At 72.7% G+C, this 15,715-nt stretch carries 10 protein-coding genes; 2 read left to right on the top strand and 8 right to left on the bottom strand.

The features are described 5' to 3' along the window. Positions 1–165: 165 nt before the first annotated feature. The 8 genes from ETD83_RS03480 to pstC all read right to left on the bottom strand — a co-directional run bounded on the left by ETD83_RS03480 (position 166) and on the right by pstC (position 11,890). Complete coding sequence (locus ETD83_RS03480; RefSeq protein ID WP_205717473.1) at positions 166–1,113, bottom strand: metallophosphoesterase; 948 nt, start codon at positions 1,111–1,113, stop codon at positions 166–168. 164 nt (positions 1,114–1,277) lie between these two features. Then, a complete protein-coding gene (locus tag ETD83_RS03485) occupies positions 1,278–2,972 on the bottom strand; it encodes a discoidin domain-containing protein (RefSeq protein WP_138643572.1) in 1,695 nt (564 codons plus the stop codon). After that, entirely contained in the window at positions 2,969–4,468 is a 1,500-nt protein-coding gene (locus ETD83_RS03490; RefSeq protein WP_138643573.1) for an alkaline phosphatase D family protein, read from the bottom strand. The genes ETD83_RS03485 and ETD83_RS03490 overlap by 4 nt, the downstream gene beginning before the upstream one ends. 450 nt (positions 4,469–4,918) lie before the next feature. Then, the gene (locus ETD83_RS03495; RefSeq protein WP_138643574.1) at positions 4,919–7,267 is read right to left on the bottom strand and encodes a polysaccharide deacetylase family protein; all 2,349 of its coding nucleotides are present in this window, start codon (positions 7,265–7,267) and stop codon (positions 4,919–4,921) included. Next, positions 7,264–8,844 carry a substrate-binding domain-containing protein gene (locus tag ETD83_RS03500; RefSeq protein ID WP_138643575.1) on the bottom strand — a complete coding sequence of 527 codons (1,581 nt, stop codon included), beginning with the start codon at positions 8,842–8,844 and terminating at the stop codon, positions 7,264–7,266. The genes ETD83_RS03495 and ETD83_RS03500 overlap by 4 nt, the downstream gene beginning before the upstream one ends. Positions 8,845–8,862: 18 nt before the next feature. Beyond that, a complete protein-coding gene (locus ETD83_RS03505) occupies positions 8,863–9,699 on the bottom strand; it encodes a phosphate ABC transporter ATP-binding protein (protein ID WP_138643576.1) in 837 nt (278 codons plus the stop codon). Next, on the bottom strand, positions 9,696–10,868 hold the full coding sequence (gene pstA / locus ETD83_RS03510) for a phosphate ABC transporter permease PstA (RefSeq protein WP_138643577.1): 1,173 nt from the start codon (positions 10,866–10,868) through the stop codon (positions 9,696–9,698). Before pstA ends, ETD83_RS03505 begins: the two co-directional genes overlap by 4 nt. Continuing rightward, a complete protein-coding gene (pstC, locus tag ETD83_RS03515; RefSeq protein WP_171064000.1) occupies positions 10,865–11,890 on the bottom strand; it encodes a phosphate ABC transporter permease subunit PstC in 1,026 nt (341 codons plus the stop codon). The genes pstA and pstC overlap by 4 nt, the downstream gene beginning before the upstream one ends. 181 nt (positions 11,891–12,071) lie before the next feature. Between pstC and ETD83_RS03520 the strand changes: the two genes are divergently transcribed. Together ETD83_RS03520 and ETD83_RS03525 are read left to right on the top strand one after the other, a co-directional pair. After that, positions 12,072–14,426, top strand: a complete 2,355-nt coding sequence (locus tag ETD83_RS03520; protein ID WP_138643579.1) for a type 2 periplasmic-binding domain-containing protein — start codon at positions 12,072–12,074, stop codon at positions 14,424–14,426. After that, the gene (locus ETD83_RS03525; protein WP_138643580.1) at positions 14,423–15,652 is read left to right on the top strand and encodes a sortase; all 1,230 of its coding nucleotides are present in this window, start codon (positions 14,423–14,425) and stop codon (positions 15,650–15,652) included. The genes ETD83_RS03520 and ETD83_RS03525 overlap by 4 nt, the downstream gene beginning before the upstream one ends. The last annotated feature ends 63 nt before the right edge of the window (positions 15,653–15,715 follow it).

Below are 15,715 nucleotides of genomic sequence, written 5' to 3' on the forward strand. Positions count from 1 at the left end.
CTTCCGTCCGTGTTTTTCTAGCCAATGGACGGTCACAGCGCGGTGCCCGAAGCTGTGACCCAGATGTGACCCGGTCCGCTGCCGGATGGTGCCGACTCCGCGATGGCCGCCGGGCGAGGAACCGGCCGGAGATCGCCGTCAGGTGCTCGGCGATCTCCGGGACGGTCACGGAGCGGGCACCGTCCGCGGCTGCCAGGAGAAGACCTGAGGCGAGCGCGGATCGATGGTGACGCGGAGCCAGTTGCCCGCGGTGTCGCCGAAGGTCTCCAGCCGGGTCAGGTTGGCCACCCCGGCATAGCCCGGCTCCACCTCATACGCGTGCTCGTCGCCGTGCACGAGCAGGACCGGCTTGCCGAAGGCGCGGGAGCGTTCGACGATCCGCGCGCGGATGTCGGCGAAGCCGGGGGTGCCGGTGGGCTCCGCCTGCATCATCAGCAGCACGCCGGGAGCGCGGGTACGGGCGGCCCGAGCGAAGGCGGTGTCGATCCAGTCGAGCGCGGCGGCCTTCCGGGCCTCGAACTCCGCCAGGCGCAGGTCGGGCCGGTCGCCCCCGGGGAGTTCGGCCCACGGTGCCAGGTCGTTCTGGCTGCCCACGACGTGGACGGTGCCGACGACGACCTTGGCGCTGGTGAAGAGCACGTTCTCGCGGTAGTCCGTATACCGGGGGTCGAGGGCCTGGGAGCGCACCGGCATCGAGCGGCGGCCGAGGGTGCGTCCCACTCTGGGGTAGAACACCCGGCGGACCGCCTGCAAGCGCTCGGTCGGCAGGTAACCGCCCGCCGCCGCGCGGTGGCAGTCGGTCCATTCGTTGTCGCCGGGGGTGAGGACGAACGGGTCCCTGAAGGTGCCGAACAGCCCCGCCAGGTCGGCGAAGCGGGCGTCGTCGCAGGTCGACGATCCGTTCTTGACGTCACCGGCGTGCAGCACGTAACGCACGCCGGGGCTGGAGTTGATGTCCTTGACCAGCCGGGGGAACACCGCTCTCTGGGCGTCGCCGTACGGGGTGTCGCCGAGCAGCGCGAAGGTCTCCGGGTGGCCACCGGTCACCTGGGCGGACGCGGCGGCAGGGGCCGCGAGCCCGACCACGAGCGCGGCGGTGAGGGCGCTCTTCATGAGCATGGGGGTACGCATCAGCGATTATCGGCAGATGCCGGGCCCGTTCCGGTGACGGTCGGCTGTCCAGGAGCCGACCTCTGCTCGACGAACGCGCCCACGCGAAGTCCTGTGGTGCGGCATGCCGAACCGGCCCGGAAGCCCCCGGGCCGGTTCAGGGGTGGTCAGCGGACGGTGATCTCAGCGGCCGAGGCGTAGGCCCCGCCGCCCGACCGGCTCGATGTGAGCCGGACGAGTTCTGCATCGACCGGATCGAAGGTGACGGTCTTGGCGGCCTTGCTCGCCGCCCAGGTCCCCTTCGCGACCTCGGTGAAGGTGATTCCGTCGGTGCTCACCTCGATGGTGTAGTCGAGGATGTCGCCGTTGGGGCTGCCGTCCTGCCGGGGCAGGTACTGCAGCGAGCCGATCTTCCGGACCCCGTCCAGGTGGACGGTGATCGACTGCGGAAGGGTGACCGGCGGGCTCCACTCGGTGTGCCAGATGGTGCCGGGGTTGCCGTCCACGGCCTTCTCGGGCTCGTTGCCCAGGTGCCAGCTGGTCGCGAACGCCGGAGCGTAGTGGCACTCCCCGGGCACTGTCACCGGCACCTGGACGGACTGCTCGCCGAAGAACACCGTGACGCGGTAGTCGCCGGGCGGTGTCGTGACCGGCGCGGTGACCGGCAGGTACAGGTCGCGTGCCTCACCCGCCGGGACGGTCAGGTTGCGTGCCGTGCCGTCCACCCGCAGCGGAGCCTGGGCCTCGGCCCGGACCGCCGTCGTCGTCTCCTTGGCGGACGTGTTGACGGAGCGGGCGGCGACTGCGGAGACCCGTCCGGTGCCGGGCTCACACTGGTCCAAGGTGATCCGGGCCGGGAACACCGTCTGGCGAACATCCGTATCGGGCTTCAGGCGTGCCCAGGTGAAGGGCTGGTCCGCGTAGTAGTTGCCGCAGGCGGCCCCGGCTTTGCGCGAGTCGCCCCGGTCGTATGCCGCCTTGCAGGTGGCCAGGTCCGGCACGGCGGTGTCGTACTCGACGTCCATGGCGGCCTCGGCCACGCGGCCGCGCGCGAACAGGAAGCTGGTGTACTGACGGGTGGAGACCCGGGAGTCTCCGACGAACGCGGCCTCGTCGTAGGCGTTGGTCTGGGTCAGGTACGACCAGAAGGGCGCGAGCGCGCAGCCGAACTTCTGCGCCTGCGCGCAGCGGATGCTGGAGAAGTCCGCCCCCAGGACCGCCATCTCGGTGTCACCGGCGCGCTTGCGCAGTGCGGTGTCGAACTCGGTGGCGGCGGCCTGCGCGACGGGTGCGCCCACGGCGCCCACGCGGCCGCTCAGCAGGTGGGTCTCCTGGGACGAGCCGCGGCCGGCCACCGTGAGCTGGGCCTGGTCCTCGCCCTGGACGCGCACGAAGCCCGCGGCGCCCCGCACGCTGACGGTGCCGGAGTTGATCAGGATCGCGCTGGCGCGGACACCTCCGTCACCGAGGAACGGGGTGCGCCCGGGGGAGACCGCGACGCGGTAGCCGTCGCCGGTGCTCCGGCTCAGCCGCCTGGCCAGGTGCTCGGCGCCCGGCCCGAGAATGTCGGTCAGCAGCAGGACGTCGGGCGCCTTCGGAACGCTCTTGATGACGCGGTTCGCGAAGTGGTCGAGGTCGGCGGTGTCCGCGGCGTCGGCGGGACGCATCGCGTCCTGCAGGTTCGCCTGGACGACCACCAGGTCCGTGGAACGTTCCGCGGGCGCGGCGAAGGCGGGTTCGGGTCTGCTGAAGGCGCCTGACGTAAGCAACCCGGCCAGCAGGGTGCCGGCCATGAGGGTGACGACCGTCGCCATCGTGGGGACGGACCCTGCGCGGCCGATGAAGTTCTTCGCCACGTTCATGCCTCCGTGTCCTGCAGGCCGGGACGGCCCGCCTCCACGACGAACCGGCGGCGTACCGACATCACGCCGCTCTGGTCGGTGACTTTCGAGATCACGTTGTAGTCGGTCTCCCAGGTGTTCGCGGCCACCCGGCAGGCGACGTAGCCGCGCAGGTTGTTGACGAACTTCAGGTGCGGGTTCGCGCGCAACTGGAGACGGCCGCCCTCGGTCATGTCCACGCCGTTGCCGCCGCTGGAGATGGACGTGCCCATGAACTCGACCCCGATGGTGGGCGACCCCTGGTCGTTGAAGTCCGCCTTCAGGTCGGCGGCCGCGCTCCAGTGCGCGTCACCGGTGATCACTACCGGGTTGGCGACCCGGCGTTGCCGGATCCCGCCGAACAGGCGCCGCCTGGCCGCCTCGTACCCGTCCCAGATGTCGGGGTGGAACTGCTCGATGCCGCCGTCGGCGGTGAACCGGTTCTGCTGGTACATCTCCACCTGGTTCGCCAGCATGTTCCAGGTGGTGCGGGACCTGCCGAGACCGTCGAGCAGCCAGCGCTCCTGCCCGGTCCCCAGCATGCTGCGGTCGGCGTCGAAGCGGCGCGCGAAGTTCTGCGCGCTGCGGTACTGACGGCCGTCCAGGACGAAGAAGGACGCCAGCCTCCCGTACCGGAGCCTGCGGAAGATCTGCATGTCGGGGCCCTGCGGCATCGAGGACGGCCGCAGCGGCAGGTTCTCGTAGTAGGCGCGGAAACCGGCGGCCCGCATGCGCAGGACGTTCTCCGGGCTGATCCCCGGCACGCTCTCGTCCGCCCAGTCATTGATGATCTCGTGGTCGTCCGGGGTCACGATCCAGGGGGCGCTCCGGTGCGCGGCCTGGAGATCGGGGTCGCTCTTGGTCAGCGAATAGCGGAGGCGGTACTGCGCGAGGGTGAACAGCCGCGCGTTGTGCGCCGCTGACAGAGGCGTGTTACGGGCACCGCCGGTGGGACCGTAGGCGCCCTCGTAGATGTAGTCGCCGAGATGGAAGATCACGTCCAGGTCCTGGCTCGCCATGTGCCGGTAGGCGGTGTAGAAACCGTCCACCCACTGCTGGCATGAGGCGAACGCGAGGGTGAACGGGACGGCCGCCGACGGGTCCGGGGCGGTGCGGGTGCGCCCGATCGGGCTCTGCTCCCCACCCGCGGAGAATCGGTACCAGTACTCACGGCCGGGCCGGAGGCCCTTGACCTCGACATGCACGGAGTGCGCGAGCTCCGGCGTGGCCAGGACCGAACCGCGCCTCACGACCCGGCGCATCGAGTCGTCCTCGGCCACCACCCAGCGGACGGGCACATCCTTGCCGGGCATGCCGCCCAGGCCGTCGTCGGCCAGCGGGGCCGTCGCCAGCCGCGTCCACAGGACGACGCCGTCCGGCCACGGGTCGCCGGAGGCCACGCCGAGGGTGAAGGGATATCCCGCAAGCCGGGGGGACGCCTGCGCGGGATCCGGGGTCAGCCGGCTCAGGGCCACCATGCCCGCCACCCCGAGACCTCCACCAAGGAGGCCGCGGCGGCTGATGGCGAATCCACTGCCACGTGCATTCACTTTTTTCTGCTCCTCTGTCGGGGGAACACCTGCCGGCCCGAGGACTTGGCAATAGACTCGGGTCAGCAGTGCCCACCGCGCCCTCCAGATGGCAGCACTACAGGCCGATCGGCGAACGGCTGCACTTGACGAGAACGGCAGATAATGCGTCACGAAATGCGATCGGCCAAAATCTGGGAGCACCTGGAGTGCGCTGGTCAGGGCACAAATTGAGATTAAAGATCACTCCGCGGGGGGTCCAGGTGCGGGCCGGTGGCGGTGAGATGAAGTTCGCCGAATGGCTCGATGAATAATCTGGACGAAATAGCGTCCAATAAGCTCGTCTCACGGCCACGGAGCGACGTCTGGATGCAATTCCACTGACGCCGTGTTGAACGTTCAGGGGCGGGGCCAGGTCTGGGCGACTGTGGCCGGGTCGGTGTAGGTGGAGCCTCGGGCCTGGGCGATGGCCGTCAGCAGGTCGGTCAGGCAGTAGGACTCGGCGCTGTTCGTCCAGTGGGCACGCCAGTCGGCGGAGGTGCAGTCCCACTGCTGGCCCTGGTTCGGGCCGGCGAGGCGACGGCCGCGCAGGAACTTGTAGCCCTGGATCGTCTGCCATTCGTCCGCGCCTCCGGTGAGGGCGGCGGCGAGCCGGTCGGGGGAGGTGTAGCGGCCTGGGGACGCGTCAGTCGTCGGCGCCCAGTGGTAGCAGGTCAGCGCGGGGTCGTTGCAGCGGCCGGACGGCCAGCTCCAGGTGCTCTGGAAGTACGGTGCGCCGGTGGTGGCCCGGGTGTTGCGGCCCGCGCCGTAGCTGCGGCCGTAGGCGAAGCACGTGGCGACGACGTCCTGCTGGATCTGGGTGCTGAGCTTGTTGTTGGGATAGGCGAACAGGCCCCAGGCCCGGTCGTGGCCGTGGGCCTTCAGGTCGGTCAGCGAGTCGCATGATTCGGTTCGCTGCTGTTCGGGGGTCAGCCCGGTCATGTCCGCGTAGGTCGCTCCGTGGCTGACGAACGTCCAGCCGTGGCGGGCTCGGAGGCCGTCCAGGTCGTTCCAGGTGGCGTAGTCGGTGAAGTTCGCCAGGCAGTGGCGGGTGGTGTCGCCGGTGCGGTTCACGACAACGGATCCGGTGGCTCGCACGTTGCGTCCGTCCAGTGCGGATGCGACTTCGGACAGTGGGACGGCACCGCGCAAGGGTGCGCACCTGTGGTCGACCGCCTGCCACTGCGACCGGCTCATCAGGAGGGTGACGAAGCCCGTGGCGCCTGGGCGGTGGCCGAAACGCACGCTTGGACGGGCCGTCTCCCCGGCCACGTTGCCTGCGGCGTCGAACGCCTCGACGTGGGCCAGGTAACGGCCGCCGGTCTGCGGAGGCGTCCAGTCGTAGGTCCAGGTGACGGACGGGGTGCGCAGGCCGGTCGCGGTGGGGGTGAGCCGCCTGTACGGCCCCCAGCCTCCGGTCGGTTGCCACCACAGGCCCGTGTCGCGGTTCTGGACGCCCAGGTAGAGGGCGGTGACGGCGACGTCGTCCGTGGCCGCGCCGGTGATCCGGATCGGCCCGGTGGTGAGGGTGCGATCGGCGAGGGGCGCCGTGAAGGACGCCGCGGGCCGGACCGTGTCGACGGGCGCCGGGGTGGACGAGAAGCGCAGCCAGGGCAGGGTGGCGTCGGCCTGGCCTGCCGCGTCCAGCGCGGTCACCTGGAGGCCGTAGTCGCCCGCCGCGGGCGGGGTCCAGCTGAAGGACCAGCCGGTCTGGGGGGCGGTCCAGCGGCCGTCGTTGATCGTCCAGGACGTGGAGCCGGACGGGCCGGTGCGGGTGGCCGGGTGGCGGGTGAACGTCCCCCAGCCGCCGTCCGCGTGCCACCACTGCTTCGTCGTCCGGTTCTGGATCGCGACCTGGACGTCCGCGACCCCGCGCAGGTCGGTCGCGGTGCCCGTCCAGGTGATCGCGCGGCCCGCCGGGTGGGAGCGGTCCTGCGTGCCGGCGACCCCCGCGTCGGGTGCGGCGCCGTCGGAGGCGAACGGGCGGAACGCCGGGTCCGGGTCGGTGCCGCCCGCCGGGCTCGTGGCCGTCGCCTGGAAGGCGTAGTCGCCGTCTGCCGGTGACGTCCACGGGAAGGACCAGGTGGCCGTGCCGTCCGGGGCCCTGCTCCCCAGGGTCGCCGGGTGCCGTTGGTGGGCGCCCCAGGTTCCGTCCGCGCGCCACCACAGCTTGGTGGCGCGGTTCTGCACCGCGACGCCCACCGAGGCCGCGCCGGACGCCAGGCCGCGCGCGGTCAGGGCCGCGCCCGCTCGGACCACCGACGTCGCCGCCGGGGTCGCGATGGCGGTGTCGGGGGACGAGGAGAGATCGAGGACCGTGAAGGGCGTGTAGGCCGGGGCCGGGTCGGTCGCCGAGGCGTTCCGCGCGAACACCTGGACCAGGTAGTCGCCCGGCTCGGGTGCCGTCCAGGTGGACGACCAGGTACCGCCGGACAGCGTCGCCGCGAAACGCTGCTGCTCGCCCCAGGTTCCGTCCGCCCGCCACCACAGCTTGCTCGTCCGTTCCTGGACGGCCACCTGCACCGAGTCGGCGCCGGTCACCTCGCCGCGAAAGGTCACCGGACCGGTGCGTGCCAGACCGCCGGACGATGGCGCGGTGATGGTCGCGTCGGGCGCGGCGGCCGCCGCCGGGACGGCCGCCGCCGGGACGGTCGGCGTGAGGGTGACGAGAGTCCCGGCGGCGACCGCCGCCGGGAAGAGCCGCCTCACTCTGTCTCCCCGTCGCCGCTCCTGCGGCCGCGGATGAACTCGGCGATCGGCACGGGCAGGAACAACAGGGCCAGGAACACCAGCACTGTCGCGTACAGCAGCCACGGCTGCCCCGCCTTCTTGAGGGCGTCGGCCACGTTCGAGGCCGCGGTCGCAGCCTGGGTGGGGCTGACGGACGAGTTCCCATTGGGGCCTGTCGTGGCCCCGGGAGCGAGCGAGCCCGGGCCGCCGGTGGGTCCCGTGGTGGCGCCGGGAGTCCCGGCGCCCGTAGCCCCCGCCCCGCCGCCGCCCGATCCGCCGCCGGAGCCGCGGCTTCCTACCGGGAGCTCCTGGGCCCGTTTGCCGGATTCGCCGCACGTCGTGCCGTCCGGAAGCTTGAGGCTCTCGTAGAACTGCCCCCAGGTGGCGGGATTGCCGGGGATCGACGGGCGGCCCGGTACCTGGCCCAGAGCGCTGAAGCCCTGGGAGATCAGGTTCGTGGGGAGCGGGGAGTAGCCCAGGGCCGCGGCCTTGCGCTGCCCGTCGGTGATCGAGTACAGGATGAACCGGGCCATCGCCTCGCCCTTCTGCGGGTCCGAGCCGCTGGTCGGCACGATCACGTAGTTGTAGCTGGAGACCGGATAGGCCCTCGGGTGCGGATGCCGGTAGACGCGCTGCAGGTTGTACGTCCCGTCGCCGTTGCGGTCGGCGCGCGTCAGGGCGATCGCCTGGTGGCAGGCTTCGGGCAGCACGTAGTTGCCCGCGGCATTGCGGATCCGCACGACCGGGATCCCGCGTTGCAGTGCGTACGCGTACTCGGCGTAGCCCACGGTGCCCGCGTACCGCTGGACGTGGTTGGCGACGCCGTCCGAGCCCTCCTTGTAGTCCAGGTTGTTCCGGGTGGTCGGCCACTCGTCGGTGGCCGAGCAGATCCGCCCGGTGCAGTCGTCCGCCTGCGGGGCGAGCTGCATGTAGCCGCGCCACCGTCCCGCGTCCTGCGAGTACAGGTACTCGGTGAACACCGAGGTCGTCCCCGAGCCGCCCTTGCGGACCACCGGGCGGATGACCGTGTGCGGCAGCCGCCCGCGCAGGTGCGGGTTCTCCGCCGCGATCCGTGCGTCGTCCCAGTGGACCGCGCCGTGGTGCGGCTGCGTGAACACCCACGTGGCCAGCGGGCCGGACATCTGCAGGTCGGTGATCGGCCGGCCGGCGGAGTCCCGGACGTTGGCGAGGATGGCCGTCCCGCCCGCGACCAGCGGCAGGTAGGTGTAGGGGAAGTTCGGTCTCGGCTCGTTGCCCAGCCCGGCCGGGAAACCGAACGAGACGTCGCTGGAGGCGAAGTCGACCTGCTTCTGCGCGAAGTACGCGCGCCCGGCCGTGGAGCCGTTGCCCTGGTAGTTGACCCGCAGGCCGAACTGCCGGGACACGTCGGCGGTCCACTGCTGGATGGCGATCTGCGCGAACGTCGACCCGGCGCCGTTCACCGCGGGCAGCGCCGCCGCGGCGGCGGTCGACGGCGGCGCCAGCGGCCCGAGCGCGCAGACCAGGCCCGCCGCGAGGACGACGCGGCCGCGCCGTCCGGTGAATCCCGTCCCCATCGCTCCCACCGCTCCTTCTCAGCCGAACCGGCCGTGCACGTAGTCGGACGTCCTGGCGTCGCGCGGCGAGTCGAAGATCGTCGAGGTGGGCCCGGACTCCACGACGCGGCCCGGCTCGTTCTCCGCCGCCAGGAAGAAGGCGCAGCGCTGGGAGACGCGCTGGGCCTGCTGCATGTTGTGGGTGACGATGACGATCGTCACCTGCTCGCGCAGCTCGCCGATCGTCTCCTCGATCCGCCGGGTCGAGGTCGGGTCGAGCGCGGAGCACGGCTCGTCCATCAGCAGCACGTCCGGGCGGACGGTCAGCGAGCGCGCGATGCACAGCCGCTGCTGCTGCCCGCCCGACAGGCCGCCCGCCGGGTCACGCAGCCGGCCCTTCACCTCGTTCCACAGCCCGGCGCGGCTCAGGCTCTCCTCGATGAGCTCCGTCCGGTTGGCGGCCCTCGTCCCGGTGAGCTTCAGGCCCGCGGCCACGTTGTCGGCGATGCTCATGGCGGGGAACGGGTTGGGCTTCTGGAAGACCATCCCGATCCGGCGGCGTACCTGGGTGACGCGCAGGCTCGTCCCGTAGATGTCCTGCCCGTCCAGCAGCACCGAGCCCGCGAGGGACGCGCTCGGGACCAGCTCGTGCATCCGGTTGAGGATGCGCAGGAACGTGGACTTCCCGCAGCCCGAGGGGCCGATGAGCGCGGTCACCCTGCCCGCCCCCATCTCCAGGTCGACGCCTTCGAGCACCTTGCTGGCACCGAACCAGGCGCTCACCTGGGAGGCGGTCAGGGTTCCGCCCCGGGATCGCACCGGCCCGTCCGGTGGGCTGGCGAGCGGCTTGGTCCGGGTGGGATCGGCGTTGTTCATGAGCGGTCGGCCCTCTTCGTCGGTTGCCGGTCTTTGGGACGCGCGTGCGCCGGACGCCGGGACGCCCGCCGCCGTCCACCCGGGCGGGAGCCGCCGAGCAGCCGGGCGAGCACGAACAGCGCCAGGACGAGCGCCAGCAGGACGAGGGCGCCCGCCCAGGCCCGCTGCACCTGCGTGTTCTGCGAACTGCGGATCTGGGTGTACACGAACAGCGGAAGGTCGTCCTGGATGCCGTTGAGCGGATTGCCGTTGGTCGTGGTCGTCCCGAACGCCGTGAGGAGCATCGGCGCGGTCTCGCCCACGACGCGGGCCATGCCGAGGATCACGGCGGTGGACAGGCCGGCCCGCGCGGTGGGCAGCACGACGCTGAGCACCGTCCGCCAGTGCGGGGCGCCGAGCGCGAGGGACGCCTCCCGCAGCCCGCCGGGCACCACGCGCAGCACCTGCTCGGCGGCGATCGTCACCGTCGGGAGCATCAGGACGGCCAGCGCGAGGCTCCCGGCGAACCCGGAGAAGCCCCAGCCGAACTGCAGGATCAGCAGGGAGTAGATGAACAGCCCGGCCACGATGGACGGCAGGGCGGTCATCGCGTCGGTGACCAGCCGGGTCGGCCGGGTGAGCCGTCCCCGGACCTCGCTCAGGTACACCGCGGTGAGCACGCCGAGCGGCACCGAGATGACGGTGGCGATGGCGAGCTGCTCCAGCGTCCCGATGATCGAGTGCACCGCGCCGCCCTCGGTGGCCGCCGACAGCGGGCCGGTGACCTCCAGGTTCTCGGTGAAGAAGGTCGGCCGGACGACCTTCGCGCCGCGGTAGGCGACGTACCCGATGACGGCGACGATGGGGGCGAACGCCGCCAGCGCCCCGGTGCCGACGAGCACGGCCATGATCCGGTCGGCGGCGACGACGCGGCCGTGCCCGTCCCGGACGACGAGCGAGTAGGTCAGCAGGAACAGCGCGTACCAGCAGAGCCCGAACCCCACGACGTGGACGTCGTAGGGCAGCAGCCGCTCGAAGACGAGCCAGACGAGCGCGCCCGACGCGAGAGCGGCGCCGAGGAACTCCGCGACGTCGCTCCATCGCCTCGTCCTGGGCCGGTACTGCGGCGGCGCCGTGAGCGCCTGCAGTGTGGTCTGCGGCGGCGGCTCCGCGTGGATCATTCCGCTCATGCCTCGACCCCCGCGCCCGAACGGGACCGGCTCACCACGATCGCGGCCAGGAAGTTGATCGCGAAGGTGACGACGAACAGCGCCAGCCCGGCGGCCATGAGCGCGCTCAGCCCCATCGTCTGGGCGTCCTTGAACTGCACGGCCAGCGCGCTGGCCACGGTGATCCCGCCGTTCTCCAGCACCCGGGGCTTGATCTCGAACGTCAGGCTGAGGATCAGCGTGGCGGCCAGCGTCTCGCCGAGTGCGCGGCCGAGGCCGAGCATCGACCCGCCGATGATGCCGCCGCGGCCGAACGGCAGCACCACCGTCCGGATCATGCCCCAGCGGGTCGCGCCGAGGGCCAGCGCGCCCTCGCACTCGTGCCGGGGCACCTGCGCGAGCACCTCGCGGATGATGGACGTGGCGATCGGGATGGTCATCAGCGAGATCACCAGCCCGGCGTTGCCCAGGGACGCGCCGATCGCGGTGGCGCGCATGAACGGCAGCGCGCCGCCGAACCGGTCCACCGCCCACTGCTCCAGCGGCACCAGGAACGGCACCAGCACGAACAGCCCCCACATCGCGAAGATCAGGCTGGGGATCGCCGCCATCAGGTCGATCAGCGAGGTCAGCGGGCGGCGCAGCCGGCGCGGCGCGTACTCGTTGATGAACACGGCGGTCGACACCGACACCGGGAACGTCACCGCCATCGCGACCACGGCGCTCACCAGCGTCCCGGCCATCATCGCGGCCACCCCGAAGCGCGGCCGCTCGGCGTCCGGGCTCCACTCCTTGGTGGTGAGGAACGACCAGCCCGCCTCGCGCAGCGCCGGCAGCGCCTTGATCAGCAGGAACAGCCCGATCAGCACGATCAGCGCGAGGGTCGCCCCGGCCCCGGCGGTCGCGGTCGCGTGGTAGAGGCGGTCGCCGCGGGTGAGCCGGGCACTGATCTTGCGCGGTCCGGGCCCGCCAGTGGAGCCGGCCCCGGCACCGCCTCGTTCACCTGCGGGCAGGGCGGACCGTGCTCGCGCTCGGGTTCGCATGCCGGACAGTGTCCGAGGCCGCCGCTGACCGCGGCGATACGCGCAGGTGAACGCGGCCCTAAGGCGGAACGGCGCGCGGTTTGGGCCCATTTACAGGAACTTTCCGGACGGCGTTTCCTGGGGTCGACCGCCGCCGGGGCGCACCTGCGGCGTGCGATGTCGTGGCGGGCCGCGCAGTGCCGTGGCGGGCAAGGCCGCGGCGGGCGCGGCGGGCAAGGTCTTGGCGGGCCAGGTCGTGGCCCGGGGCGGGCAGGGGAGAGCAATGGTCGGACGGATCTGCCGGATCACGCTCGCGGTCACGGTGGCGGCGGGACCGTCGCTGGTCGCGATGCCGGCGCGGGTGGAGGCCGCCGAGGAGCCCACGGTCGAGGTGTGGTCCGTGGGCGCCGACGGGGAACGGCTGGACGGCCGGCCCGACGCGGCCAAGGAGTCGGTGCGGGTAGCCGGCGGCCAGTCGGTCGAGGTGCGCTGGAAGGGCTTCCGGCCGAACTCGGCGGTCGTCATCACGCAGTGCATGTCGGCGTTCCAGGTCAAGAACGTCCACCGGAGCGAGACGTTCACGCCCGTGTTCGAGTGCGCGCACCAGACCCGGTTCGCCGGCACGACGGGCGCGGACGGCACCGGGAAGGCGAGCTATCCGATCAGGGCCGGGCGGTTCGCGTCCGTCGTGCTGTCCAAGGACGACGTCACCGAGTACAAGAACGACGTCTTCGAATGCAGCAGCAAGGTGTTCGCCGGGCGGAGCGAGTACAACTGCTCGGTCGTGGTGAGCGAATGCGAGTGGGACCAGCCGCTCGCCATGGAACGCAGGCCCGCCGGGACGGGCCCGTTCACCCTCGTCCCGAAGCCGCCGCCCGCCGGGGTCGCCGACCCCGCGGCGGCGGCGGCGAGCGGCGGGCTGTTCTTCAAGCCCAGGACCGACGGGACGCCCGACCTGACCGCGATCCCCGCGCCGCCGCCGCGCCGGTTCCCCGACCCGCCGGAGACCCCGCAGCTCCCGCCCGTCACCGGGCGGCCGGTGGGCGCCCCGATCGCGGGCGCGGGCTCGGTGAACACGGCCGTGCTGTTCGACGGGTGGCTGGCCGGCGTGCGGCGGCTGGCGGCGCCGAGCGACGTCGACTACACCCGCGGCACGTCGGTGTTCGGGGCCGCGCAGCTCAAGGCGGGGTTCCAGAGCGGGTTCACCGCGGGCGCCGACTTCGCGGTCACCGGCCTGCCGTTCACGGCGGCCGAGGCCGGCGGCGACGTGGTGTACGCGCCGATCACCCTCACCGGCCTGGCCGTGGCGAACTCCGCCGAGTACGGCGGGCTCGGGCTGAACGCCGTGCGGATGTCGCCGGACACCCTGGCGTTCATGCTCGGCGACGGCGACGGCGTCGACTCGGCCTGGTGGGGCGACTCCAGCATGAAGACCCCGACCCGGGCCGACAACCACGGCTGCGGGCTGCCCGCCCTGCCCGCCGGGCCGATCCTGCGCAGCGGCCGGTCGGCGCAGAACCAGGTGCTCTCGTCCTGGTTCGGCGCCACCCTGTCCAGGGACCGCTTCAACACCTTCTTCGTATCCGAGCCCGGGAGCCCGGAACTGCTGGTGAAGCGCGCCTCGGACGTCCGTGGCGCGGAGAACGGGGCGCAGACCGCCTACCTGATCGGCACCAACTTCGGCAAGGCCGTCGACCCGGACCCGGACGACGACTTCATCCCGCCGGTCGCGCTCAACGAGCGGCTCAAGCGCGGGTACCTGGGCTACACCGACGTCACCGAGATCCACGCGCAGCGGGCGCGCGGCGTGGCCCTGCCGATGGTGCCGCTGCTGAACCGCGCGGGCGCCTACGTGCTGCCGACCAAGGAGTCGATCCTCTCCGCGTACTCGACGATGCGGCGCAACGCCGATGGCACGCTGACCCCGGTTTTCGACGCGGAGGCCATGCCCGACGCCTACCCACTGCCGATGGTGCACTACGTCGCCGTCCCGCGGACGGACGCGCAGGGCGCCAACCCGCTGCCGATCGCCAAGCGCAGGACCCTGGCCGCGTTCCTCGAATACGCGGTGAGCGACGCCGCCCAGGCGAAGGCGGCCGACCTCGGCGCCCCGCCGCTCCCGGCCGAGCTCCGCAAGCAGGCGCGGGACGTCGCCGCGATGCTGAAGAAGGCCGACCCGCCGAAGACGGGCGGCAAGACGCCCCCGGGGTCGTCGGATCCCGGCGGCGGGCCGGGCGACGGTTCCGGCGGTGGCTCGGGCTCCCTCCCCGGTGGCGGCGGCGCTCCGGTCGCGCCCGGTTCCGGCGGGGCCGCCGGGCTTCCCGGCGGCGCGCCGAGCCAGGGACCCGCGGCGTCCGGCGCCCCCGGCCCGGCGGCGTCGATCAAGCCGGTCGCGGGCGAGGGCACCGTGCGGGGCGGGAAGATCCCGGCGGCCAGCAAGGTCGTGCCGATCGTCCTGCTCCTGGTCCTCGGCTCCGCCGCGCTGATCGGCGGCGGCGTCTGGCGCGGCTACCTCATCTGGCAGGGCCGGGCCGCCCGCGGGACCGGGCGCCCATGAAGACGGGACCGACTCCGCCGGTGACCGGCCCGAACCCGACCCGCGCGGGGCAGCGCCCGGCTCCGGCGAGCCCCGCCGACGAGGCCGCCCGGGTGCTGGGCGAGCTCGAAGCCCGCGTGGCGTCGCTGGCACTCGACGCGGCGGACGCGGACCGCGCCCAGACGATGGTGGTCGCGGGACGGGCGTCGGCGCTGCTCGGCGTCGCGGACACGGCGGTGGCCGACGGCGACTCCGCGGGCCGCCGCCGGATCGCCGAACTGCGCGGCCGCTACGACGCGGCCCTGCTCCGCCTCGGCGGGCTGGCCGTGGCCCCGTCCCGGCGGCGGCAGGGCATCGTGGGCTCCCTGCCCGGATCCGGCGAGGCGCTCGGGCTGCGGCAGATCGGCCGCGCGGTGACCACCGCGCTCATGGTGACGGGCCTGCTGCTGCTCTGCTTCGCGGCCTACTCCCTCGCGTTCGCGCACGTCACCTACGAGCGCCAGCAGCGGGCGATGCTGGCCGAGCTGAGCGCGGACTTCCGGGAGTCGGCCGCGGTCGCCGCCGCGGCGGTGGCCGGGGACCGCGACCTCGCCGCCACCCCGGGACGGGGCGAGCCGGTCGCGCTGCTGGAGATCCCCAAGACCGGCGTGCGGGAGGTCGTCGTCCAGGCCACCGGCACACGGGAGCTGCGCACCGCCGTCGGGCACTACCGGCCGTCCCCGATGCCGGGGCAGGCGGGCAACGCCGTGCTGGCCGGGCACCGCAACCTCTACGGCAGGCCGTTCGCCCGGCTCGGGTCGCTGCGGCCCGGCGACACCGTCCTGGTGACCACGCAGGAAGGCCGGTTCACCTACACCGTCGAGTTCGCCCAGACCGCCCCCACCGGGGCCCAGGACTTCCTGTCCCAGGGGACGTTCGTCAACCGGCTCACCCTGCTCACCACCGCCCCGCGCGGCAAGGGCGGACGGTTCGCGGTGGTGTCCCGGCTGAAGGGCGGCCCCGCCGCGCTGCGGATCAAGGACAGCACCGGGATCAAGACCGACGAGCTCGGCCTCGCCCGCGACTCCAGCGGCTGGTGGCCCTCGCTCGGCTGGGGCGTGCTGATGCTGGGCGCGCTCGTCGTGACCGCGATCCTGTACCGGTCCTGGCGGCGGCCGTCGACCTATCTCCTCACCATGCCGGTCCTGCTCGCGCTCGCGCTGCTGTGGTTCGAGTCGCTCGCCCGGCTGATCCCCTCGACGTTCTGATGCCGCCGGCACCGATCCACCACGACCTGCGGGGCGGCCGGCGGCGTGGGAGGGGGCGCAGGC

Origin of the sequence: Actinomadura soli (genome assembly GCF_005889715.1) — a bacterium.
In the GTDB taxonomy this organism is placed as follows: domain Bacteria; phylum Actinomycetota; class Actinomycetes; order Streptosporangiales; family Streptosporangiaceae; genus Spirillospora; species Spirillospora soli.

Coding starts and splice junctions, on each gene's coding strand:
- ETD83_RS03480 (WP_205717473.1), bottom strand. CDS start 1,113: ATGAAGAGCGCCCTCACCGCCGCGCTCGTGGTCGGGCTCGCGGCCCCT.
- ETD83_RS03485 (WP_138643572.1), bottom strand. CDS start 2,972: ATGAACGTGGCGAAGAACTTCATCGGCCGCGCAGGGTCCGTCCCCACG.
- ETD83_RS03490 (WP_138643573.1), bottom strand. CDS start 4,468: ATGGTGGCCCTGAGCCGGCTGACCCCGGATCCCGCGCAGGCGTCCCCC.
- ETD83_RS03505 (WP_138643576.1), bottom strand. CDS start 9,699: ATGAACAACGCCGATCCCACCCGGACCAAGCCGCTCGCCAGCCCACCG.
- ETD83_RS03525 (WP_138643580.1), top strand. CDS start 14,423: ATGAAGACGGGACCGACTCCGCCGGTGACCGGCCCGAACCCGACCCGC.
- pstC (WP_171064000.1), bottom strand. CDS start 11,890: ATGCGAACCCGAGCGCGAGCACGGTCCGCCCTGCCCGCAGGTGAACGA.
- ETD83_RS03500 (WP_138643575.1), bottom strand. CDS start 8,844: ATGGGGACGGGATTCACCGGACGGCGCGGCCGCGTCGTCCTCGCGGCG.
- pstA (WP_138643577.1), bottom strand. CDS start 10,868: ATGAGCGGAATGATCCACGCGGAGCCGCCGCCGCAGACCACACTGCAG.